The following is a 23,126-nucleotide window of genomic DNA, read 5'->3' as shown; positions in this document are numbered from 1 at the left end:
TATGGTTCACTGATTGAGAAATCAATCAGACCACTTGGGGTGGTAGCTCAATTTTGGTTAGAGCACCGGCCTGTCACGCCGGAGGTTGCGAGTTCAAGCCTCGTCTATCCCGCGATAAAGCACTTCTCTCTGAGAAGTGCTTTTCGTTTTTCTCCTTCTCCCAAAAATGTTTATATTAAAAAACAAGAAGGAGTTTTTATGAAGAAAATTCATAAGTATATACTCATAGCTATTATTTGCGGGCTGATTTTCTTTGTACTCGGGTACCCCTGCCGAGAGCTTTTCAAGATTTCCGACACGACCGAAGTCCGCATTGTAGCTGCACTCCCCCTATTGTTCGGTATTTCTTTTGGATTTGCAGGCGTTCTCGGCTGCGCCATCGCCAACCTCGTCGCAGACATCATTTCAGGCTACGATGCGATCATCTTCATCCCAGGATTTTTCGTCCAAATTATTTACGGCTACGTTCCCGCCGTGATCTGGAACCGCCTCCGCCGCAATGACAAGAACAAATTCAAGCTTGACAAGGTTTACAAGAATGTGCAATACATGATTATTGTCATTCTCGATTCGCTTGCCGCTGCATTCATGGTCGTAAGCGTCATCAAGCTCAAGTACGACGAACAGTACCTTTCGATGCTCTCGGCAAACATTTTCTTCAACCAGTTTATTACGATGGTGATTGTGGGGTTCCCGTACCTAATTTGCGCCTCGCTCATTTGTCAGCGAAAAATGCGCAAAAAACAGAACAAGTCTACCAAGTTCATCTTTTCGTTTTCACTCAATGAAAAATTTATTCTGTTTTTCCTCGCCACAAGCATCATCATCTCGGTCGCCATCGGGACCGCAAGCTACCCGAGCATAGCTCTTAAATACGGCGAAAATAACCTTTACCTCTGGAACTACGTCTACTTTTACATCGGCGCTTTACTGAACATCGGCATCTGGGTTTCACTTGGATTCCTCTATTACATGGAGCGCACCATCACAAAGCCCATCGAAAGCATGAGCGAAATTGCAAAGACTTTCGGCCAGAATACGGATATTTACGAAAGAATCCACAACACGCTGCAAAAATGCCACCAGTACATTTATTTCACCTCTGAAGTCGGGAAACTCGCGCGTTCGTACGAAGAGATGGCAACGGAACTCGACGAATACGTGAAGCACTTGACCGAAGCCACGGCCAAGCAGCAGAAAGTCCATACAGAACTTTCCATCGCAACGACAATCCAGCGAGCATCGCTTTCAAAGCCAGTCAATGTCGAAGGATTCGACAACTACGCTATGATGCGCCCCGCACTTGAAGTTGGCGGCGACTTTTACGACAACCTCATGATCGGCGACGACCATTTGGCCCTCGTGATTGCAGACGTTTCGGGCAAAGGCGTACCTGCAGCGCTCTTTATGATGGTCTCCAAAATCGTGCTGAGGCACAACCTGCAACAAGGCCTCTCGCCCGCCGAAGCGCTCAGCCGTGCGAACGACGAACTCGCCGAGCACAATGTCCACGACATGTTTGTCACATGCCTTTGCGGCGTACTGAACATCAAGACGGGTCACCTCGTCTACGCCAATGCCGGTCACGAAAAGCCATTCATTAAGCATGCGAACGGAGATTTCGAAGTCGCGCCCCTCAAAAGCGGATTCGTCCTCGCCGGCATGGAAGGCTACAAGTACAAAGAATTCGAAGTGCAACTCCAGCCAGGCGACACGATTTTCACCTATACCGACGGCATTCCCGAAGCCACAAACGAAAAGGACGAGGAATTCGGCATGGAACGCCTCCAGAACGTCCTGAACGAATCCAAAAACGACTCCATCCGCCTCCTGTGCCGCAAAGTCCGCATGGCGGTCAAGGATTTCGCCGGGAACGCCCCGCAGTTCGACGATATCACGATGCTTGCGTTCAAGATGAAGTAATTTTCAACTTTAGAAACCGCTGTTTTCACTTACTCTGTACAAATATTCCAATTTGGAATACAAATATATTATTTATTTAGCATATTTTAAGTTATTTTCTTATTACATACAAGGAGAAAATAACTATGAATTCAATAAAACTTACCGCCATGACGCTCGGACTTATCGCCGCAGGCGCTTTCGCTCAGACTACTCCAGCGCCCCAAACTGCAACTCAGCCAGCACAGCAACCTGAAGCATTGCCGAACCCGCAACCACCAGCTCCTCCACAAGCAACAGAAGTCACCGCAGAAAAGAAGGGGCCTGAATTCAAAATTTCTGGTAAAGCCGAATTCGATGCTTACGGCGACCTCAACATGGAAGACAACAACAAGTTCATGCACAGCTACGCTTCGACAGTCGATGTTGACGTGAACGTCAAATTCAACGACAGCTGGTCTGCATTTGTCGAAATCGAAGCCGATGGAGACCTCGAAAAGCCGTCCGTGTATTACAACAAAGCTTTTGTCAAATACACTATAAATGAAAACACCTCGTTTAAGTTCGGTGACTTGACTTTCTCAGAAGGTGCATTCAAGTTCTACAAATTCGATGACCAGGGAGTCAACGCCGCCGGTATGAGGGAACACGACATCCGCGGTCTCGAATTTAACTACTTCGGACTCCAGCTCGGTTTGGGTTTTGGCCGTCACAACAACGACGCCCCATGTGGGAAATTTACGGACTGCCCCGAAGAAATCGGCAAAAGCTACGATGCACATGCCGCATACCAATTTGAAATCGACGGCCACACATTCCGTCCGTACATCCACTACAAGAGCTGGCAGAACGACAAAGCCAATGAACTCCACACAGGCTTGGATGCAAATCTCGCATTAGGACCGTTTGACATCCACACTGTTTATGGCTTGCATGTGGACCGCCTGACAAAATCCAATCCGAACGGAACGCACGCATTCTTAATTGAACCGGCATTAAATCTCGACGGGTTCCAACTCAAGACCGGCTTCTTCTTCGCCATCTTCGATGACGACCTTGCATTAGCCACAATTCACGGCGATGAAATTCCGGAATACAAGTTCGCTTACGGTGAAGCCGACTTTACCATAAACGACGCCTTAACGCTCGGTTGCGTCATAGAATGGCACACAAACACCATTGACTCCGATCGCGAACTTGGAACGTTGGAATTAGGACCACGCGCCTATTTCTCCCCGGTCAACAATCTTGACATAAAGGGTTTCGCAAAGGCAATACTCCCCTTGGGCGATGATTGGGAATCTTTAACCCACGGACAATGGGTCAGCACAAAGGACTACGGCAAAGAATTAAACCTCTCCTTCGGTGTCGAAACAGTGTTCAAATTCTAGACCTCCCAAAGGACACTTAAAAAATTCCTCGGCGATCCTGCCGGGGAATTTTTTGTTATTGACAGGCTAAATATTATTAGCTATCATTAGCTAACAATCATTAGCCATCTATAAAAGATCGCCAACTACGAAACAAGAGGCGCCATGTCCACAAAGGAAAAAATTCTAGAAACCGCATTAACGCTATTTGCCCAAAACGGTTACGACGGTACAAGCGTGGAGCAAATCGCACAGGATGTCGGCATCAAGGCGCCGTCGCTTTACAAGCATTTCAAGGGTAAAGAAGACATTCTGAATTCGCTGATCGACATCGCTGAAGCGCGTTACGAGGAATCGTTCGGCTCCGCGAAAAAGGTCGGTACAATCCCCGAAAATATCGACGGATTCATCCATGAGACGATGAAGAAAGTGCGTTTCACGATGACCGACCCGATTATCAAGAAAATGCGCATTTTTTTAGTGCAGGAACAGTTCCGCAGCGAGCGCCTCGCCGAAATCACGACAAGGCATCAGGTGGACGGGCTTCTGCAAATGTACAAGAAGATTCTCGAGACGTTGATGGCCGCAGGCGTAATCGTCAAGGACGACCCAGAAATGCTCGCAACAGAGATTACTGCGCCCGTCGCACTCTGGATTTCTAAAGTCGATCGCCAGCCGAAATGCGAAAAAGAAGCACTCAAATTCATCGAGAAGCACTTACAACATTTTTTCAAGACATACGCAAATGGAAACAGATAGATTTTTACTGCGCCCGTGGCGCGAAAGCGATGCCGAAGCTTTGTTCAAATACGCAAGTGACCCAGATGTCGGACCTCGCGCCGGCTGGGAACCGCACAAAAACGTAGAAGAAAGCCTACAAATCATCCGCACCATTTTCGGCGGTGATCACATGTGGGCTATCGAACTGAAAGAAACGGGAGAACCCATCGGCTGTATCGGTTACCTGCTCAAAGGCGAAAGCAACATCGACATCGGCGAGAACGAAGCTGAAGCCGGTTACTGGATTGCAAAGCCTTACTGGAACAAAGGAATTTGTACTGAAGCGTTAAAGCAGATGATAGACTATTGCTTCAATGAAAAGCACATTGACATTCTCTGGAGCGACTTTTTCATCGACAACCCCGCCTCTGGCCGCGTGATGGAAAAATGCGGGTTCCGTGAAACCGGCGAAATGCGCTACTGCGAAAATCTTTATGGCGGCAGCAAGCGCCCCGTGAAAGTGATGAAACTGAACCGCGCCGAACAAAAGACATAACGCAGCAAACAAAATACATCAAAAAAAAAATTTTCAACAACAATTCATTATGGCAAAAGAAATCAATCCGAAAAGCACAACGAGAGCGAAGGCGTTTGAGTTTTGGATGCAAGCTCCAAATCCGATGGTGACATTTTTCAAAACGCTGAACGTCACAAGACTCGTGAAGGTGAGCAAGAAGCGCGGCTTGAAATTTAATATGCTTATGGATTACTGCATCGGCAAGGCGGCATCAAGCGTCAAGGAGTTCTACATGCTCCCGGTAAACGGCAAGCTCATGCAATACGATTCGATTGCGGTAAATACAATCGTGAAAAACGATGAAGGCGAAGTCAGCTCTTGTGACATCCCGTATTCTGAAGATTTAGCGACTTTCAACCGCAATTACCTCAAGTACACAAAAATCGTGGCGGAAAGTTGTGGGGATTGGGACTTGTCCGAAAACAGCATGGTCATCGGAACATCGGCTATTATCGATACGGAAATCGACGGCGCGGTCGGCATGAATTCCGGCATTTTTAACAACCCCTTTATGATTTGGGGACGTTACAGGAAACGTCTTTTCCGCTATGAATTGCCGGTTTCGTTCCAATTCCACCATACGCAAATGGACGGGGCTCATGCCGGGAAGTTCCTCGCGAACTTGCAAAAAGCAATCGACGAATTGCGATAAAATTTAGTGACACTTTTCAAGACCTTAAGTGTTATATATAAAAAGGAGATTCTCGCCGTCGCGAGAACAACATTAAAATGACTTTAGTTTTGAATACATTGGAATCAGGCAATATCTCGGAACAGATTAAAGCACTTTTTGCGGACAAAAACGAAAAAATAGAAATCATCAACACCTCAGATTTAAAAATCATGCATTGCATGGGCTGCAACAACTGCTGGCTGAAAACTCCGGGTGTTTGTGCCATCAAGGACGACTACGAAATCATTCTCAAAAAGTTGGTCGCAGCCGAAAATCTTTGGGTTGTAGCAGACACGAAATTTGGTTTTATCGACTACCGTGGCAAGCGAGTCTTGGACCGAGTCGTCCCAATGCTAAATATGTACATCGAATTCCGCGACGGCTGGGAACGCCACCAGTTGCGATATCACCCGCTAAATTTCGGAGTCATTTACAAAGGCAACGGCAACCGAGAACTGCTCGAAGAGTGGAGTATGCGAGTCGCCAGAAATATGGCAGGGCATTCGCTCGGCGTAATCTCGCTAGACAAGGATGAGGCTTGCGAAAACGCCGCAGTTTCTTCTGCAAAATGCGTCGCGCCCACTTCTGCCGAACACGTCATCATAATTAACGGAAGCCCGCGCGTCAAAAAGAACAGCAACACGAATAAGATTATCCAAGCTTTTGCCGAAGGGCTCGAACAAGCGGGATTCACGCACAAGCTTTATTCACTCTCGAACCATGCCGAATGGGACGAAGCCCGCGAAGCGTTCATGACGAACGACAACATCATCATTGCTGTGCCGCTCTTTGTAGAATGTCTGCCGAGCCTGTTGCTTGAATTTTTAAGCACACTTCCCACGGAACGCAAGCAACCGGCAAAGCTCTCGTTCATTCTTCACGGTGGATTTGACGAAGGACATCAGCTGCGCTTGGGCGAAAAGTTTTTGCAGTCGCTCCCAGTGCAACTCGGCTGCACATGCGGCGGCGTACTCGTGAAAGGCGGCAGCTTCTTGCTCCGCAACCGCGAAAACAGCTACATCAAAAAGATGACCGACAAGATGCTCGCCTCTTACACAGCCATGGGACGCTCATTTGCCCGCAACGGCAATTTCATGACATCCGAAGCGAAGAAATTCACAGGCCCCGAAAAGAACCCAAAGATAGGAGTCCTGCTCTTCAACCTCATTTTCAAGCGCATTGTCAAGAAGAACTTCGAGCGAATGGCACAAGAATGGGGTTGCACAGAACCGCTAAACAGTAAGCCGTATTAAACAAAGGATCAACTTAATGAAACTAAAGAAATTGGAACATAAACTAACCGTCTGTAAAGTAGCGGACATTAAAGATGTTGATACGGACAAGGATTTCTATTTCATTGGCAAGACCGATGAAGAAATATCCCTCGTATGCAAAACAGATGATGTACCCCAAAATACTATTGAACGAGATGATGGATGGCGAGGATTCCGTATTCAGGGTGTACTAGATTTTTCTCTTATAGGTATCCTTTCGAAACTCTCGGCTATTCTTGCTGAAAATGGTATCGGAATTTTTGCGATATCCACTTTCAATACGGATTATATCCTTGTGAAAGCCGAAAATTTCGAGAAAGCGCTGAAAGTCTTGTCTGATGCGGGATATGACGTGGTGTGATTACCAGAATCTTCCTTGTGGCGCATAACAGAAGCACGAAAGGAATATGGAGATCGATACTAACAAATTCTGAAAAAAAAGAGCGAATAGGACTTGACGAGAATTACTAAATAGTATACATTTGTACACGTATTGTAAGAAGGGAATTTCATGCCTTTTGACTTTAAAAAAGAATATAAAGAATTCTACATGCCGAAAGGCAAACCCGAGATCGTCACAGTTCCGAAGATGAACTACATCGCAGTACGTGGCAAGGGCAACCCGAATGAAGAAGAGGGCGAATACAAAAAATCCATTGAACTTCTGTACGGCATAGCCTACACCATCAAGATGAGCAAGAAAGGCGACCATAAAATCGAAGGTTACTTTGATTACGTGGTTCCGCCACTTGAAGGTTTCTGGTGGCAAGAAAATGTTGACGGAATCGATTACAGCCACAAGGAAAACTTCCAGTGGATTTCCGTCATTAGACTCCCTGACTTCGTCACCAAAGCCGATTTCGAATGGGCAACTGAAGAAGCGACCCGCAAAAAGAAAATGGACTTTTCGAAAGTGGAATTTTTAACACTTGAAGAAGGGCTTTGCGTGCAATGCATGCATTCCGGCTCATACGACGATGAGCCTGCAACTGTCGCTGCAATGGACAAATTTATCGCCGACAACGGTTACGAAAACGACATTTCGGACACAAGGCGCCACCACGAGATTTACCTTTCTGACGCACGTAAAGCCGCCCCAGAAAAGTTAAAGACCGTTATCCGCCACCCAATTAAAAAGATCTAATACAAATTCGATATCCGTCCGACGGGCACAACAATCTAAAAGGAGAACTTATGGAAATGAAATTTTGTCAGAGCTGCGGAATGCCGCTCACGCCAGAAATCCTCGGCACCAACGCCGACGGTAGCAAGAACGAGGAATACTGCATCTACTGCTACAAGGACGGCGCTTTCACCGGTGACTTCAACATGGAACAGATGGTCGAATTCTGCTCGCAGTTCGTCGATGAATTCAACAAGAACACAGGCAAGCGCCTTACCCGCGAAGAGTACAAGGCAGAACTCCGCAAATATTTCCCGACGCTCAAGCGCTGGCGCCTCCCCGCGGACCAGCTTCCGCACGCCACCTCGCCCATGAAGCAGAAGTTCATTGAAGAAGTCAACGCGCTCGGCATTAAAGACATGCCGACCATAGACAACCTCTTTGTACTGCAAGGTTCGTTCATCAATCAGGAATACAAAATCAACGGCAACAGCATCAAGTTCCTGGACGATAACGCCTGCTACTGGGGCAACCAGGTCGAAAAGAAAGGTGCCGAAGGCCGCTGCTACGGAATCGCCTGCGACGAACGCTATATTCTCGTGAGCGAATACGGCAAGAACGGTGCTGATGCCGAAATCGTCGTATTCAAGAAACGATAACGGCAACCCACCTCCAGTAGAAGTCCGCCCATCCCAAGCCCATTCACTTGCCAAACCGCTTTACTTTAGCTATATTCAGCCCACCATCCAATTATGGGGATATAGCTCAGTTGGTAGAGCGACAGGTTCGCAATCTGTAGGTCATGGGTTCGACTCCCACTATCTCCACGTAAAAGAGGCAAGCTTCCGCTTGCCTCTTTTTTACTCCATATTACCAAATTCTCTAAATATCCCATTTCACGCCAAACTTGAGCTGCGTGAGAACCGTACTTTCGCGGTACAAGCCCTTGTAGAAATTGGGTAAATCCATGTGTTTATAATTACGGTCTAGTCCTAAATAAAAATTCATCATCTTGTATTTCCAAGAGACCATGCCACCCCAAGTGCCATTGAACTTCTTGATTTTCTTGAATTCATCATCTGGACCGCCAATTGCAAAACCGTAGAACAAATTCATTTTCGCTTCAACGGAAATACGGTTCTTAAACTTATACGAAATTCTAGAACGGAAAACCGGACCAAACCACTTGCCCATCGTCTGGCGATAAACAACGCTTTCCACTGACGGTTCAACAGGAGAATTCGACACATACGCTTCATATTCAGCATCACCCATCTCAGCGCCATGGTCACTCAAATACTGCCAATAGTCATTATAGGTGCTAGCAGCCTGCTTGTACTCGGCATAAGATTCCATAAACGACTTATAGTCAAAGGCGGAATCCGCTTCAAATTTCGCCCCCACATAGACCGTTCCGTTCAAGCCCTCCGAAACAGTCCTGTGCCATGATGCATACGCCGCAAACGACATCGGACCAGAAGTCTGATAATACGCCCACGCGACTACACCAACGCGCTGTTTTTCAAACTTGTACAGATCTTTCTCAAACCAGAGATAAAAATCCGAATAAAGTTGATCGCCCTCGATATTGAAATCATAACCCAAGTCCAGGAGCATGCCTCGCCCCATCAACGTGTATTCCAAGCCCAGCACGAGATTCCAGTCGTTCGTATCGAGAACCGACATTTCGTCGTTATTCAAGAAATAATCGCCCTGCACAGAAGCAGCAAACGTGTGCGACCAAATTCCAGAAACATAGTCAAAATACGGGTTCACATTTATGAATAGGTCTCCGCCTTTTTCCGCAGTATCCAAACCCGTTTCCTTGTAATGCATGCCATAAAGCCCAAGCTCACCCGCCACATGAAATTCCCACGGGTTCGCTTTATTTGCAGCACCAGAAGAATCATCATCCGCTAAGCCAAGAGCCGATTTATACTCTCGAATAATCCCCTGAATTTCCTCAGTGTACTCGCCCGGCAAGGCCGCGGCTTCCTCAAAAGCCTGAAGCGCCGCCGTTATATCGCCCGCCTCTTCAAACTTCATCGCACGATAATATGCGTCCTCCTGTGTCTCAGCATAAAGCAGAGCCACAAGCGCAAGCATCATAAAGCCAAACCAACGAATCATCTACTTTCTCGGAGAATTTTCTTTACCCCATTTATGAGGATTCGTCTTTTCTCCCCACGGACTCTTTTCTATCGGACGCGGATTAAACGGGCGCATCGGTTCCATGCGGCCGGGGCCAAACGGAACAAAACCACCACGTGGATTATTGAGAGGCTCTTTTTCGTCCATTTTCTTTTCACGGACGAGTTCGTCCTTCGGCTTTTCCACATTTTTTTCAAGTGGCTTTTCTGCAACAGGCGGTATTTCCGAAACCGCAGGCTTTGCGATCGCTTCGCGAAGCTCTTTCTTTTCCGCTGCCGAATTGTTCCTCAAGTCCTTGAGAATCTGCTCACGGGCAATGCGGCGTTCTTCACGCATTTTCTGCCAGTCCACGTTTTCCTTTTCGGACATTTTCGGGACTTTATCTAAAGATTCGGAGCGTTCGACAGGCGTCGGGACGCTTGCTTCGGGGCGCGATTCAAAATCGCCCGCCATGGCGGTCGCCGCCATCACAGCGGATGCCATTACAATCTTTTTCATGGTGAGTCTCCTTAGATTGAGCTTCAGCATTTTACAAAACATCCCTATACCTTAAAGTCTTCTTTTTTCAAGCCAAGGCGTTCCATGATTTCACGCAGCACCTTGCGGTCAATGCCAAGGATTGTCGATGCAAGCGTGAGGTTCGCATTCGTGTCCTTGAGGGTGCGCGAAATGACTTCGCGTTCGACCGCTTCGCGGGCTTCCTTGAGTGTGCGCGGCGATTCCTTCGCCTGTTCCTGCATGTCGTCGAGTCCTAAATCCTTGGGCTGGATGACACCATGCACCGCCTGCACCAGGCCTTTCTGCACACGGTTTTCGAGTTCACGCACGTTACCCGGCCAGTGGTAACCGAGCAGCGCCTTTTCGGCGTTACGGCTCAGGTGGAATTTTCCACGGCCATATTCAGCGCCATAGCGCTGGATAAAATTCTCCGCCAAGAGCACCACATCCTGACCGCGATCGCGCAGCGGCGGAAGTTCAAGCGGCAACACCTGAATGCGGAAATACAAGTCTTCGCGGAATCGCTTTTCGCGCACGGCCTCTTCCAAATCCACATGCGTCGCACTGATCACGCGCACGTTCACCGGAATTTCACGGTTGTCGCCCACACGCGTAATGTGCTTCTCTTGCAACACGCGCAAAAGCTTTACCTGCATGTTGAGCGGGAGTTCGCCGATTTCATCGAGGAAAATCGTACCGCCATCAGCTTCTTCGAAAAAGCCCTTCTTGTTTTCAATCGCACCCGTGAACGAACCCTTGGCATGCCCGAACATGAGCGATTCCATCAAATGCTCCGGAATGGCGCCGCAGTTCACCGCAATAAACGGCTTATCGGCACGCGGACTGTGCTTGTGGATGTAACGCGCCATCACTTCCTTGCCCGTACCCGTTTCACCACGGATAATCACAGGGAGCGGGAGCGGTGAAAGCTTATCGGCCATCGCAATCACATCGACCATCGCCTTAGAAGAATAGACAATCCCATCCTTGCGGACAACATTCTTGAGCGTATCGAGCGATTCCTTGTCGCGCAAGCGATCGTAAGCAGCAAACGCAAACTTTTCACAGACCGCCACAAACGAATCAAACAGGGCGCTATCTTCATCGGTGAACGGTTCCTTGCGGGCAGCGCGTTGCAAATAGAGATAACCCGCCTCGGAATCCGGCGTTCTAAACGGCGAGACCATAATGCTTGTGAGCTGGTTCTGCACAATCGACTTAGACAAATCCGCCGACTCGTCATCGAGCTGGTTCCACACCACGGCCCGCTTTTCATTTTTCGCAAGTCGAACCGCCGAAATCGAAATAGAAACCTTCACCGGATTCGAAAAGTGGAGAGGTTCTTCGCCACCAATATCTAGCACGGCGGCATCGGCATGCAAAACGCCTTTGGCCACTTCGAGAATTTTCGGGAAAAGAGCCTCCGGCCGTTCCTCATCTAAAAGAGTCTTGACCACATCAAGCATCTTTTCTGTGGCGAGCATGGATTCCGATTTCATAAAAAGCCCTTTTGCGTTTATGCAGCTATTCGGCAGAGGGCACCGGGAGTTCCATGAGCAAGCTATCCACCTTCAGATCAGGGGCCCTCTCGCTTTCTACAGATGACTCAAGGTTCCTCGACCGCTTTAACAGCCGGTCCCCTGTTGCATCGATACCGAAACGCATTGTTCCACTCGTAAGCAACAGAACTATCAGAACTAATATAAGTCCCGAAACGCCTAAAACGGCCCATTTTAGCCAGTTATTTTTCTTGCAAACGACAAACGGAAGCCCCTTTTCGAGGGTGTCTGGAACCTTTTGTACCGCATTCTTTTTGCCATCTGGGCAATTAATGGACTTGGCATATTGGGTAACGCAAGCCGAAAGCGCAATCTCCCCATGCGACACTTTATCAAGTGCAATTTCCAGGATTTCATCAAGTTCGTCAAAGTCTTCGACGCGGTCCGAGATGTCCGCACAGAGAAGCCCCGACCAAAGCGGCTCCAGTGCCGAAAACTGTTGCGCGCCTTCGGGCGAATCAAAGGCGCCCGTCGCATAAAGCTTTTCCGAGATGTTCAGGTCCTGCACACTTGCCATCTGCTCTGCAAACCGCTCATAGCCATCCGCAGTAATCAAGTCCTCGCCCGCAATCCAGCGATACAGCAAAAGCCCAAGGCTGAACAAGTCGCTTTTTTCATCGGCAGGCTTGCCCTGAAAGCGCTCCGGAGCCGCATACGCAAGCGCGCCCGGCCCGACAATGCCGCAGTCAATCAAGACCGTATGCAGTCCAAGTCCAGTGTTTTCCGCACGTTCACCGGCAGCATGCGCACTTTCATCTACCGCAAAAATCACATTCGCAGGGCTCAAATCTCCATGCGACACATTCTGTTTGCGCAAAGCAGCAAGCGTAGCCGCCACCTGCCTAAGCGCCACAAGCGCGACCGCCACCGGCATCCGACCAAGCGATTCCGAAGATTCGCCATTTATATAATCATAAATCAGGTAAGGCGTCCCATCGCGATTGCCCCATTCTTCAATGCGGTACAACCCCGGCTCACGCACTTTATGCGAGCGTTCAACAACGCTTTCGTCAAACGAGAATCCGTCGTTATACCACTTGAGCACAAAAGGCTTGCCGCCCACATTCAACAGGTAAATCGAGGCTTCACCGCCCTGGTGCAGCAAGGAGCCTCCTTTCACGGAGTCCAAGAGCGTCTTTTCGAATTTTCTCATGGCTTACCCGCTCACAGTTTGCCCGAATAAACCATCGCCTTGAGCGAGTCTTCGGCTATGCGTGTCCACTTGGCAAGCACAGCATCTTGAGGCAACGCCTCACGCCCCATCGACCAGATATCCCACGCAGATTCATAGTCGTGCGCATTCCAGTAAAGGTTTCCGAGATTCACATACGCCGATGCAAATTTCGGTTCCTTCGTCACGATGTACGCATAAATTTTCTTGGCGCCATCGGTGTCGCCTTGTCCGGCAAGAATCAACGCCTTCAGATTATAGCTAAAGTAATTTTCCGGGTCCAGCTGAATGGACTGGTCCAAAAGCGACATCACCTTCGCCTGCGCATTTTCGGCAAGCATCGCACGGGCTAGGTAAAATAGCGATGTCGAATACATAGGCTTCGACTTCTCGCTAGAATCGACTACAGACAAAATCTTGAATTCGCGAACTGTACGTTCCCAGAGCGCAAGAGTGCGTTCCTTCAAGCGTTCCTTGTCCTCGGCAATGGCGTAATACGCAATCGCAAGCCCATAGCGGGCATCGCGGTTTGCAGGTTCAGCATCAAGCACTTTCGAGAAGTTCGCGACAGCGCGGTCGTAATCGCCAATGCGGAGCGCCTCATCGCCACGAGCGAGATCGCTCCCGTTGCATGCGCAAAGAACCGTCGCGACAAGCATCGCGAACAGCAACTCCAACGCGCCTAACAACCGGCAATAGACAACCCGACCTAACATGGTAGTAAGTATATATAAAATTTTAGTTATTAGTTACTAGTTATTAGTTAGTAGCATTGTTTATCAGTAGGAAGTAGACAGTAGGCGGTAGGAAGTAAAATGCTCGCTATGGGGTATGAGCACGGCACTTCGTGCCTTTGGGCTATGGGGATTAAGGGGAGACAAAAAAACGCCCTCCGGAATTTCCAGAGAGCGTCCAAAGACTAGATCGATAAATTGATTACTTTTCGATTTCGTACTGAGCAACGAGGTCGCCATTGGCATCGAGAGCACGGACGACGTTTTCATCGCGCTGGAGAGTGAGATTCGTGGTTTCACCCTTGGATGTCGTGTACTGCACAGAGAGGGAGCCGTCTTCGTTCTTCACAGCAGCAACGGAGTTGCCCTGAGCATCCTTTTCGAAGTAAGAGTCTCCAGAAGCCATCGGATTAGAACCCGACCAGAATTCAATGGAGTTAAAAAGGAGGGCGTCGCCAAGCAAGCTAAGTTCGTAGACCGGCAAGATCCAGAGCAACACGTGCATGCAGAAATTTGCCCACTTATTGCCGAAGGTTCCATTCCACTTATGGACCTTGTTGAATACGGCGTAGCTACCATAGCAGCCGGTCAGCGCAATTGCACCAGCACAGAGAAGGGCCAGGATTCCTTTTTTCATGTTTACATACTCCTTATAATTAAGTGTTTTTTTGTTTCGTTAAAAATATAAGAAAGAATATTTGGATTTGCTAGTAGTGTTCAATTATTATCCAATTATTTTTCCGAACCGTTTTGTTCCGTGAGTATCGTCACATGTGGTTTTAACATTCTAAAGCGTTTCAAGTCTTGCAATTTCACCCAGCGAAAGTCGTCATATCCATATATATGGATAAAATTACGTTGTAATTCGACTTCACAAGCAAAGAGCCGACCTCCTTCGCCATAAGCAAAATCTACAGCTCCCAAATGATGGATTTTTTGCGGAATTGACGTTAATCGCTCAAAAATCGCCTTTTCCAAGGAATCTTCGAGAGTTTCACCTTCGTCTATCACTTCTGTTGGAGGTTCCCAAAAACCTGGAAAATTCATGCCAACAGGTCTTTTGCACAACAAGACTCGCCCCTTTTTCAGAACAATTCCACAAACAGCCAGCATTTTACCCCTCCTCAGATTTTCATCATAGATTTTCAACAGATTTTGTTTTATCTTATTTAGCAAATTTACAAAAAACATATATATTAGTTATAGTTTTTAAAGGTTTGGAAAAAGGAGAAGGTTCTATGAAAGGTTTTCTTCAACTCATATGCATCATCTCGTCAATCGCAGTATCCGCCACCTTTGCAGCAAAGGCGCCAGCAAAGCCCGCACCTACGCAAGATGCACTCACCGTCTGGATCATGCCTAACGGGGCATCTCCCCAAGAAAAACTTGAACAGAGACTGAACCTTTTCACTAAAAAAACAGGCATCAAGACTAGAGTCGCCGTCTTGGACTGGGGTGAAGCCTGGAACCGCATTTCGACAACGCTGGCCACAGGCAACGGCGCCCCGGACATTCTCCAGCTCGGCACGACATGGATTCCGTATTTTGCCTCCCGCGGCGAAATCAAGGCTTTAAACCCCTGGCTTTCATCAATCGACTCCAGCAGGTTCGTCCCTGTAAGCTGGAAAACGACCCGCATCGATTCCGACACGATCATTTACTCCGTGCCATGGTTCATCGACATCCGCCCAATTCTTGCGAACAAGCGCATTCTCAAGAAGCACAACATCCAGCCTGAAGATGTCGCCACATTCGACGGATTCGTGAATGCAGTCCGCAAAGTGAACAACGCCCACGAAGTGCTCGATGACGGCACCAAGGTCCGTGCATTCGCATTCCCGGGCAAAAGCGACTGGAATATTCCGCACAACTTCGCCCCCTGGATTTGGAGCAACGGCGGCAACTTCATCGAAAAAGACAACAACGGCAAATGGAAAGCCGCAATCCTTACCCCCAAGACCATTTACGGTATCGCCAAGTATCTGAGCTTTGTACTTGATACGCTTGTGAGCACGGACGCCTTGCAAATGAACACGGCCCAAATCGTGCAGCACTTTAACGCAGGCGAACTCGCCTTTATCGTGAACACGTCCGAAGTCATCATGCAGACCCGTTTCGAAGGGGCAAAGGGCGGCCTTATCAATACGAGAATCGGCAAGGATAGCGTAATGGCACTCCCCATCCCGACAGGCACAGATGGATCCATAAGCTTTATCGGAGGCAGCAATCTCGCCATCCCGGTAGGCAACAACAGGCCCGAAGCTCTTGAGCTTTTGCTGTTCCTTACGAATGACGAGAACCTGAATTCCTACACAAAGCAGATAGGTATGCTTCCCGCCTCGAAGAAGGTGCTCAAAAGCTGGTCCAAGGACGATGACTACAAGACGCTCGTGACCATGCTCGAATCCGGGAAAACGTATACAGCCATCCCGGAATGGGGCGATATCGAACAAATTCTTGTTTCCATGTTCAGCGCCATCTGGGATCACCTTGAAATTCCAGCACTTTATTCTGAAGAAAAAATTTACGAAATTCTTACAAACTACTCAAACGAAATTAACAGACGGTTGAATTACAGAAGCGCAAATAACCTCACATTTGCCGAATTCCGCTCCACATGGCATAAGGCCCTAGGCATCAAGGACAGCAACGGCAATTCGCGCCACATCACCGAACAACCTAAGCCAAACCCAGAAATGGATTCCGGATTTAGCCGTACCCCCTGGATTTTTGCCATTGCGGTTCTCATAGGCTTCATTTTCGCCTTCACTCGCAGAAAGAAGCGCTAACGGAATGTTAATCCATTAGTTATATTTCTTATAAAAGATACGTATGAGTTTAAAGATTTCCAGTCTCACGAATAGCATCATTATCAAGAGCCTGTTGCTCCTGATAGTTTCAATGCTTGTCATCGTGATGATAGGAACATACATCTTTACTCAGAGGCAAATGAAGACGACCTTGAAACTGAGCTACGACACAAACGAAACTCAGCTTCAGCAACTAGCAAACACCGCAAACAACGAAATGGAACAGTTTGCAAGCCGCCTTTCACTTTTAGCCAAGACATCCGAAATACAGAGTATGGACAAGCTCACAGCGGCAGGGTACCTCAAGAGCTACAATATCTCATCGCTGTTCATCTCTGGCGAAACCATCTCCCTTTTCGACAGAAATTACAATCTCATCTGCAACAACTCCATGATGGGTTCTGCAAAGATCAGCTACCCCATCGAGTTCAACCGAATTTCACCCCACCGGCCGACCATTTCACCATGGTACCGCGATGCAGACGGCACACCCAAGCGCGCGTTTGGCGTTGTCGTATCGGACCGAGCCATAGGAGACGGTCGACTGATTTCGAGCTTTTCAATCCGTCGCCTCTGGAAATACTTCACAGACTATAAAGTCGGGCAGAACGGCATCCTCATCGCCTGCAACAGTCAAGGCGAAATTCTATACCACCCAGACATGAGAACGTGGCTCGACGGAGTCCACAAGATTTCGGAGCTTGGACTTGGGGACATGAACCTCAAGCAGGACGACGATGGAAACATTCGATTCCTTACTCTTGATAACGGGACATCCTACCTCATCAACAGGACATTCAATCCGACTTACGACCTTGGTCTTATCGCACTGCAACCCAAGAAAGAAATCGACACGATGGTATCGTCGGTTCAGCACGTCAGCCGAATCATTCTATACAGCTCCATCATCGCCATTTTGCTTGTGTCCCTCTGGCAGATCCTGATTGTCTGCAAGCCGCTAAACAACTTGATTGACCACATTTCGCAAATTACAGAAGGAAACCTCAACATCGAGGAATTCAAGGCGAAGAGCAGTCAGGACGAAATTGGCAGACTGGCTAAAGTATTTAACCAGATGCATGCGACCATCAAACGACAGATTCAGGAACTGAACGCCCACAGGGAATTGCTCGAAAAAGAAGTCAAGGAACGGACCTACGAGCTTGAACAAGCTAACAAGAAACTGGACTTGATTTCGAGAACCGATGAACTCACGCAACTGCCGAACCGTCGCGATATGCACAGGACGATCGAAAAGGAAGTTGACCGTGCAAACCGCTTTAGGAAGGCTTTCAGCATCATCTTTATCGACATCGACCATTTCAAGGATGTGAACGACACTTATGGACACGCCGCAGGCGATGCCGTGCTCAAGTCAGTCGCAAGCACTATCCGCAGTCTACTCCGCAAGTACGATGTGCTCGCCCGCTACGGCGGTGAGGAATTCTTGACGCTCCTGCCAGAAACAGAACTGAAGGATGCTGCGCACGTTGCTGAACGATTCCGCAAGCAAATCGAAAATCAAACCATATTCTTTGGCGGATACGAAATCAAGGTCACCATTACGCTTGGCGTAGCCCAGTTCGATAGCAGTCAAGGCGCCGAAAAGTGCATTCAGCTCGCTGACAAGGCACTTTACGAAGGCAAGGAACACGGCCGAAACAAGGTCATCCTCTGGACAGACGACAAGGCTGTTGAAAGCACCGACAAGCCTATTGCATAAATAAGATTCGCAAAATTTCTATTTTTGCGTTCATGAACATCGACTTCAACCGTAGACTTTCCATCGCGCCGATGCTTGACTGCACGGACCGCCACGAACGTTATTTTTTGCGTTTGCTTTCCAAGCATATTCTGCTATACAGCGAGATGGTCGTTTCTACGGGGCTTCTGCATTGCGAGAACAAGAACTTGTTTCTCGGGCACGAGCCGTTTGAACACCCGGCTGTATTGCAGCTTGGCGGTAGCAATCCGGCGGATCTCGCCGCCGCATCAAAGCTCGTGGAAGCGGCAGGCTTTAGCGAAGTCAACCTGAATTGCGGTTGCCCTTCGGACCGTGTGCAGAACGGGAACTTCGGCGCATGCCTCATGAAAGAGAAGAACGTCGTCGCCGATTGCTTCAAGGCGATGCAGGACGCTGTTTCGATTCCAGTTTCTATCAAGTGCCGCATTGGTGTCGATGACCTGGACAGCTGGGAATTTTTCACGGACTTTATCCAGACCGTGCATGACGCGGGCTGCAAAATTTTCATCGTGCATGCGCGCAAGGCTTGGCTCAAGGGGCTCTCGCCCAAAGAGAACCGCGAAGTGCCGCCGCTCCATTACGAGTTCGTCCACCGCCTCAAGGCAGAAATGCCGGAGCTGAACCTGAGCATCAACGGCGGCATCAAGACACTCGACCAGGTCGAAGAACAGCTGAAGGATTTGGACGGCGTGATGGTCGGTCGTGAAGCGTACGAGAATCCGTGGTTTCTGCACGATGCCGACGAAAGAATCTTCGGGGATATCCGCGCCGAAAGCAATGACCCGGCAGAAATCATCGCCGGGAACGCCCGCCCCGCCACTCGAAAGGCGCTCCTCGAAGCCTACCTCCCCTACGTCGAGAAGCAGACTGCCGAAGGTTGCCCCGCAACGATTCTCGTGAAGCACCTCTACGGGCTTTTTGCAGGACTCCCGGGCGCCCGCAAATTCCGCGCCACGCTCAGCAACGAGAGTCCGCGCGCCCACCTTTACGGAGGCGCCGCCGCCCTCATCAGGAAGGCGATGGAACTCGTCGGTGAGACAAGAGACTAGAGAAAATAAATATCGTTAATAGTGAGACTAATGACTTAACTTTAGTCTTATAAAAAACGTTGAGAGAATAAAGCGTCGGCCACAACCTTAAAAGGCGAGTGCCGCGACCATACTTGTATGGTCATGGTCGAGCCGTAAGGTTGGCGCTTGCGCCAGGATGGGTTTAAGTTTTTTCGAGCTGGGGCCCCGCCCGCATGACGTACATTATTACATTTTCAATGCATTTTAAAGTCTTAAGTTTAGTGTTAAAACTTAAGACTCACCCCTTGACAACCAAATAAAATTTTTCTCTATTTGGTGGCGTATTTTTAAGTTTAACCTTTAACGGAGATACAACATGCCTTGCGGAAAGAAAAGAAAGCGCAGGAAGATTGCGACTCACAAGCGTAAGAAGCGCCGTCGTCGTGACCGTCACAAAAAGAAACTTCGCTAATATCCGTTAGCATTTTCTTGTGATTTCCTGTAAAAGACGGAGTGTAAAAGCTCCGTTTTTTCGTTTTTCATTTAGAAAAGTGACCAATTTTAGCGACAAAAAGACATCTGTTGATTCATAAATCAAACGATAAATAGGGATAACCCCAAAGGAAACCAAATGATAGATCGCAACAAACACTTCCTCCGCTTGACCGACTGGAGTGAAGAAAAAGTTCTCGAAACCATTGAGATTGCCTCGCGTCTCAAGGCTGAAGTTCACGCTGGTAAGGTCTCTGACCGACTCCACGGCCAGAACATCGCCATGTTCTTCGAAAAACCGTCGCTGCGAACTATTACGACTTTCCAGGTGGGCATGAACCAGCTCGGCGGCCACGCCGTGCTCCTCTCCCCGGATTCTATCGGTCTTGGCAAGCGCGAAAGCGTCAAGGACGTTGCCCGCTGCCTCAGCCGCTGGGTGAACGCCATTGTGGTCCGTTGCTTCAAGCAGCAGCTCGTCGAAGAACTCGCTGAATACGGTTCCATCCCGGTCGTGAACGCATTGACCGACGATTACCACCCGTGCCAGGCTATCGCATTTGCACAGATGATCAAAGAAAATCTCGGCGGATTCAAGAACGGCAACAAGCCGAAAACGGTCGCTTTCATCGGTGACGGCAACAATGTCGCGAACTCCTTCCTTGCCCTTTGCTCTAAAGTCGGTATGAACTTCACGCTCGCCTGCCCGAAGGGTTTTGAACAGCCCTCTAAGGTTGTCGAAGAAGCGGAGGCCGGCTTGAAGAAGCACGGTTGCCAGTATCGCGTATTCCACGATCCGAAGGAAGCTGTCAAAGACGCCGACATTCTCTATAGCGACGTTTGGGTTTCTATGGGTCAGGAAGGCGAAAAGGCTACAAAGCAGAGCCACTTCTTGCCGTTCCAGATCAACGACGAACTCTTGAAGCTCGCTCCGTCTCACTGCAAGGTCAGCCACTGCTTGCCGGCTCACCGCGGCGAAGAAATCACGGACTCTGTGATGGACAATCTCGACGTGAACATGAGCTTCGAAGAAGCAGAGAATAGGCTTCATGCACACAAAGCAGTTTTGTGGCAGGTCATGACGCCGTTTGCATAATCTTTTGCCTTATAGGCTTCGTTATACGGCGTTGCTCACCTCCTCACGTACGATTTGTACGCTACAGAGGATTCGCGCCTGGTCTAACTCGCCTCTAAGACAAAATCGAATTTTGAGAAATTCTATCGCTATTTGAAATTCGCCCGGCCTCACCGCCGGGCTTTTTCATTGTCACCCCTTCCCTAAATAGCTATATTTGGCACCGAAAAAAAAATTCAAAAACAGAGAGTGAGAAATGTCTTTCGTTCAAGAACTCAAAAATAAAGTTTTAAATGATGGTTACGAAATTACTCGCGAGGACGCCATCAAGCTTTTAAGCGAAGACCTCGACGAACTCACGAAAGCCGCAGACGAAATCCGCAAAAAGTTCCACGGTGACGACTTTGATTTTTGTTCCATCGTGAACGCCCGCAGCGGTCGCTGCTCTGAAAACTGCAAATACTGCGCCCAAAGCAGCTACTACCACACCGGCGCTCCTGAATACAAGTTGCTCAGTGCCGACGAGATTGTCGCCGACGCAAAGAAGAAAGAAGCGGCAGGCATCCCGCGTTACTCCATCGTGACTTCGGGCCGTACGCTTTCGAACCGCGACGTGGAACAGATTAGCGAAGCGCTCCGTCGCCTGAAAAAAGAGACGAAGCTTTCGATTTGCCTTTCGGCAGGCCTCTTGAACAGGGAACAGTTCGACAAGCTCAAGGAAGCAGGCCTCACCCGCTTCCACAACAATCTGGAAACGTACCGCCGCCACTTCCCGGATGTTTGCACAACACACACCTACGACGATAAAATCGGCGCACTCCAGAACGCCCTTGCCGCAGGTCTTGAAATTTGCAGCGGAGGCATCATGGGCCTTGGCGAAACGATGGAAGACCGAATCGACATGTGCCTGGATTTGCGCAAACTCGGCGTGAAGTCCACTCCGGTAAATGTGCTGAACGCGATTCCCGGAACACCGTACGAGAATCTCCCGAAGCTCACGAACGACGAGTTCTGCCGCATCGTGGCAATCTACCGATTCATCAACCCGAAGGCATTCATCCGTCTTGCAGGCGGTCGCGGCGTTTTGGGCGACGACGGCAAGCGAGCATTCAAGAGCGGTGCAAATGCAGCGATTACGGACGACATGCTCACCACCGCAGGCATAAACAGTTGCAAAGATTTTGAGCTTGTGAAAGGTCTCGGATTCAAGCCACACGGATTTATCGGCTAAAAATAATTCACGAGACTAAGATGGAGATGCCTGCTCAGAGGCAGGCATGACAGCAAATAAAGCTTTTCTTGAGAGCCGTAATTATTTAAATTTAATTTGATGGCTTTCAAAAGTCGCGTCATTACGGGAATTGTTATTGTATGCTGTTTGGGAATGCTCTCAAGCTGCGCTTTTCCCGTACGCCCAGGATACGACAGAAAGAGCGGGTCTTACAAGCGGTACAGAGTTCCAAAGCAAGAAACTGTAGAAATCGACTCGACCACCGTAAACCAGCAAGAAGAACTAGTACAAGAAGAAAGGCTTGCTGCATCCCCAAATACAAGCGCAGACTCGCTTGCAACCGTTGAAAAAGATGCAAGCCCCAAAGATTCTACAGCGCATTTGTCTACAACACAAAGCAAGCGTGATTCGGCGACTGTACAGAAAGGCTCCATAAAAGCCGATTCCGCAAAAAAGGAAGCAAACAAAAAAGAACTCGCTACAAAAGCTGTAGCAGCAAAAACCGAAGCCGCTTCTAAAGCAAAGAAACAAGCAAAGCGCACAGCCAGGCCAACAAACCTTGAAAAATACGCCAAGGAATGGCTCGGGGCAAAGTATGTTTACGGAGCGGCCGGCAAAAAGAAGACGGACTGCTCCGGTTACGTGATGCAAGTCTACAAAGGGTTTTACGGGATTCCACTCGACCACAGCGCACAACATATTTATGACGATGGTCGCGGCTATTCCATCAGGCGTACGAAACTGCAAGAAGGCGACCTTGTATTTTTCGGAAACTTCTGGAAAATCAGCCACGTCGGCATTTACTTAAAGGGGAACCGATTCATTCATGCCAGTACAAGTAAAGGCGTGGTGATCACCTCCATGGACGATAACTATTGGTCGTCAAAATACAAAGGCGCAAGACGGTTTAAGTAACAGCTAGTTTTTAGTCGTTAGCTCTTAGTCATTAGTTTTTAATTAAACATCGACGACGCTGTTACAACAACTAAAGACCATTGACTATCGACCAATAACC

At 48.6% G+C, this 23,126-nt stretch carries 22 protein-coding genes and 2 tRNA genes; 17 read left to right on the top strand and 7 right to left on the bottom strand.

The genetic code is table 11. The features are described 5' to 3' along the window. The first annotated feature begins 36 nt into the window (after positions 1-36). The 11 genes from B7990_RS09565 (at position 37) to B7990_RS09515 (ending at position 8,466) form a co-directional block, all read left to right on the top strand. A tRNA-Asp gene (locus B7990_RS09565) sits at positions 37-112 on the top strand. A gap of 86 nt (positions 113-198) precedes the next feature. Further along, on the top strand, positions 199-1,923 hold the full coding sequence (locus tag B7990_RS09560; protein WP_088640745.1) for a SpoIIE family protein phosphatase: 1,725 nt from the start codon (positions 199-201) through the stop codon (positions 1,921-1,923). Positions 1,924-2,048: 125 nt separating this feature from the next. Continuing rightward, positions 2,049-3,293: a hypothetical protein gene (locus B7990_RS09555; protein ID WP_088640744.1), complete on the top strand. Its 1,245-nt coding sequence runs from the start codon at positions 2,049-2,051 to the stop codon at positions 3,291-3,293. 144 nt (positions 3,294-3,437) lie between these two features. Further along, complete coding sequence (locus B7990_RS09550) at positions 3,438-4,031, top strand: TetR/AcrR family transcriptional regulator (RefSeq protein WP_088640743.1); 594 nt, start codon at positions 3,438-3,440, stop codon at positions 4,029-4,031. Next, positions 4,018-4,548 carry a GNAT family N-acetyltransferase gene (locus B7990_RS09545; RefSeq protein WP_088640742.1) on the top strand — a complete coding sequence of 177 codons (531 nt, stop codon included), beginning with the start codon at positions 4,018-4,020 and terminating at the stop codon, positions 4,546-4,548. Before B7990_RS09550 ends, B7990_RS09545 begins: the two co-directional genes overlap by 14 nt. A 49-nt stretch (positions 4,549-4,597) precedes the next feature. Continuing rightward, positions 4,598-5,221, top strand: coding sequence for a CatA-like O-acetyltransferase, family 2 (locus B7990_RS09540; RefSeq protein WP_088640741.1), 624 nt, complete (start codon positions 4,598-4,600; stop codon positions 5,219-5,221). A gap of 89 nt (positions 5,222-5,310) precedes the next feature. Next, entirely contained in the window at positions 5,311-6,495 is a 1,185-nt protein-coding gene (locus B7990_RS09535; RefSeq protein WP_254917443.1) for an NAD(P)H-dependent oxidoreductase, read from the top strand. Positions 6,496-6,511: 16 nt separating this feature from the next. After that, positions 6,512-6,877, top strand: coding sequence for an ACT domain-containing protein (locus B7990_RS09530; RefSeq protein ID WP_088640739.1), 366 nt, complete (start codon positions 6,512-6,514; stop codon positions 6,875-6,877). A gap of 150 nt (positions 6,878-7,027) precedes the next feature. Beyond that, positions 7,028-7,660 (top strand): GyrI-like domain-containing protein, encoded by a 633-nt coding sequence (locus B7990_RS09525; protein WP_088640738.1) that lies wholly within the window; start codon positions 7,028-7,030, stop codon positions 7,658-7,660. Between the two features lie 50 nt (positions 7,661-7,710). Then, complete coding sequence (locus B7990_RS09520; protein WP_088640737.1) at positions 7,711-8,298, top strand: zinc ribbon domain-containing protein; 588 nt, start codon at positions 7,711-7,713, stop codon at positions 8,296-8,298. A gap of 95 nt (positions 8,299-8,393) precedes the next feature. Beyond that, positions 8,394-8,466: transfer RNA gene (locus tag B7990_RS09515), tRNA-Ala, on the top strand. Positions 8,467-8,521: 55 nt separating this feature from the next. Here B7990_RS09515 and B7990_RS09510 read toward each other — a convergent pair. The 7 genes from B7990_RS09510 to B7990_RS09480 all read right to left on the bottom strand — a co-directional run bounded on the left by B7990_RS09510 (position 8,522) and on the right by B7990_RS09480 (position 14,865). Beyond that, a complete protein-coding gene (locus tag B7990_RS09510) occupies positions 8,522-9,769 on the bottom strand; it encodes a hypothetical protein (RefSeq protein ID WP_254917440.1) in 1,248 nt (415 codons plus the stop codon). Beyond that, positions 9,770-10,288, bottom strand: a complete 519-nt coding sequence (locus B7990_RS09505) for a hypothetical protein (RefSeq protein WP_254917439.1) — start codon at positions 10,286-10,288, stop codon at positions 9,770-9,772. A 44-nt stretch (positions 10,289-10,332) separates the two neighbouring features. Further along, on the bottom strand, positions 10,333-11,787 hold the full coding sequence (locus tag B7990_RS09500) for a sigma-54-dependent Fis family transcriptional regulator (protein ID WP_088640735.1): 1,455 nt from the start codon (positions 11,785-11,787) through the stop codon (positions 10,333-10,335). A gap of 25 nt (positions 11,788-11,812) precedes the next feature. After that, a complete protein-coding gene (locus B7990_RS09495) occupies positions 11,813-13,000 on the bottom strand; it encodes a serine/threonine protein kinase (protein WP_088640734.1) in 1,188 nt (395 codons plus the stop codon). 11 nt (positions 13,001-13,011) lie between these two features. Continuing rightward, complete coding sequence (locus B7990_RS09490) at positions 13,012-13,695, bottom strand: lipopolysaccharide assembly protein LapB (protein ID WP_254917438.1); 684 nt, start codon at positions 13,693-13,695, stop codon at positions 13,012-13,014. A gap of 259 nt (positions 13,696-13,954) precedes the next feature. Continuing rightward, complete coding sequence (locus B7990_RS09485; RefSeq protein ID WP_088640732.1) at positions 13,955-14,389, bottom strand: DUF3332 family protein; 435 nt, start codon at positions 14,387-14,389, stop codon at positions 13,955-13,957. Between the two features lie 95 nt (positions 14,390-14,484). After that, positions 14,485-14,865 carry an NUDIX domain-containing protein gene (locus tag B7990_RS09480; protein WP_088640814.1) on the bottom strand — a complete coding sequence of 127 codons (381 nt, stop codon included), beginning with the start codon at positions 14,863-14,865 and terminating at the stop codon, positions 14,485-14,487. Between the two features lie 125 nt (positions 14,866-14,990). Here B7990_RS09480 and B7990_RS09475 point away from each other — a divergent pair, with 125 nt between their 5' ends. From B7990_RS09475 to B7990_RS09450, 6 genes are all read left to right on the top strand, one after another. Further along, positions 14,991-16,541 (top strand): sugar ABC transporter substrate-binding protein, encoded by a 1,551-nt coding sequence (locus tag B7990_RS09475; protein ID WP_088640731.1) that lies wholly within the window; start codon positions 14,991-14,993, stop codon positions 16,539-16,541. A gap of 43 nt (positions 16,542-16,584) precedes the next feature. Beyond that, positions 16,585-18,285: a sensor domain-containing diguanylate cyclase gene (locus tag B7990_RS09470; RefSeq protein ID WP_088640730.1), complete on the top strand. Its 1,701-nt coding sequence runs from the start codon at positions 16,585-16,587 to the stop codon at positions 18,283-18,285. A 32-nt stretch (positions 18,286-18,317) separates the two neighbouring features. Further along, positions 18,318-19,355: a tRNA dihydrouridine(20/20a) synthase DusA gene (gene dusA / locus B7990_RS09465; protein ID WP_088640729.1), complete on the top strand. Its 1,038-nt coding sequence runs from the start codon at positions 18,318-18,320 to the stop codon at positions 19,353-19,355. Between the two features lie 592 nt (positions 19,356-19,947). Beyond that, a complete protein-coding gene (gene argF / locus B7990_RS09460; RefSeq protein WP_088640728.1) occupies positions 19,948-20,901 on the top strand; it encodes an ornithine carbamoyltransferase in 954 nt (317 codons plus the stop codon). A 235-nt stretch (positions 20,902-21,136) separates the two neighbouring features. Further along, positions 21,137-22,111, top strand: coding sequence for a biotin synthase BioB (gene bioB, locus B7990_RS09455; protein ID WP_088640727.1), 975 nt, complete (start codon positions 21,137-21,139; stop codon positions 22,109-22,111). 153 nt (positions 22,112-22,264) lie between these two features. Beyond that, positions 22,265-23,026: a C40 family peptidase gene (locus B7990_RS09450; RefSeq protein WP_254917437.1), complete on the top strand. Its 762-nt coding sequence runs from the start codon at positions 22,265-22,267 to the stop codon at positions 23,024-23,026. The last annotated feature ends 100 nt before the right edge of the window (positions 23,027-23,126 follow it).

This window comes from Fibrobacter sp. UWB4, assembly GCF_002210345.1.
Classification (GTDB): domain Bacteria; phylum Fibrobacterota; class Fibrobacteria; order Fibrobacterales; family Fibrobacteraceae; genus Fibrobacter.
The sequence above is the reverse complement of the archived record's forward strand: the minus strand, read 5'-3'. Positions and strand labels throughout refer to the sequence as shown.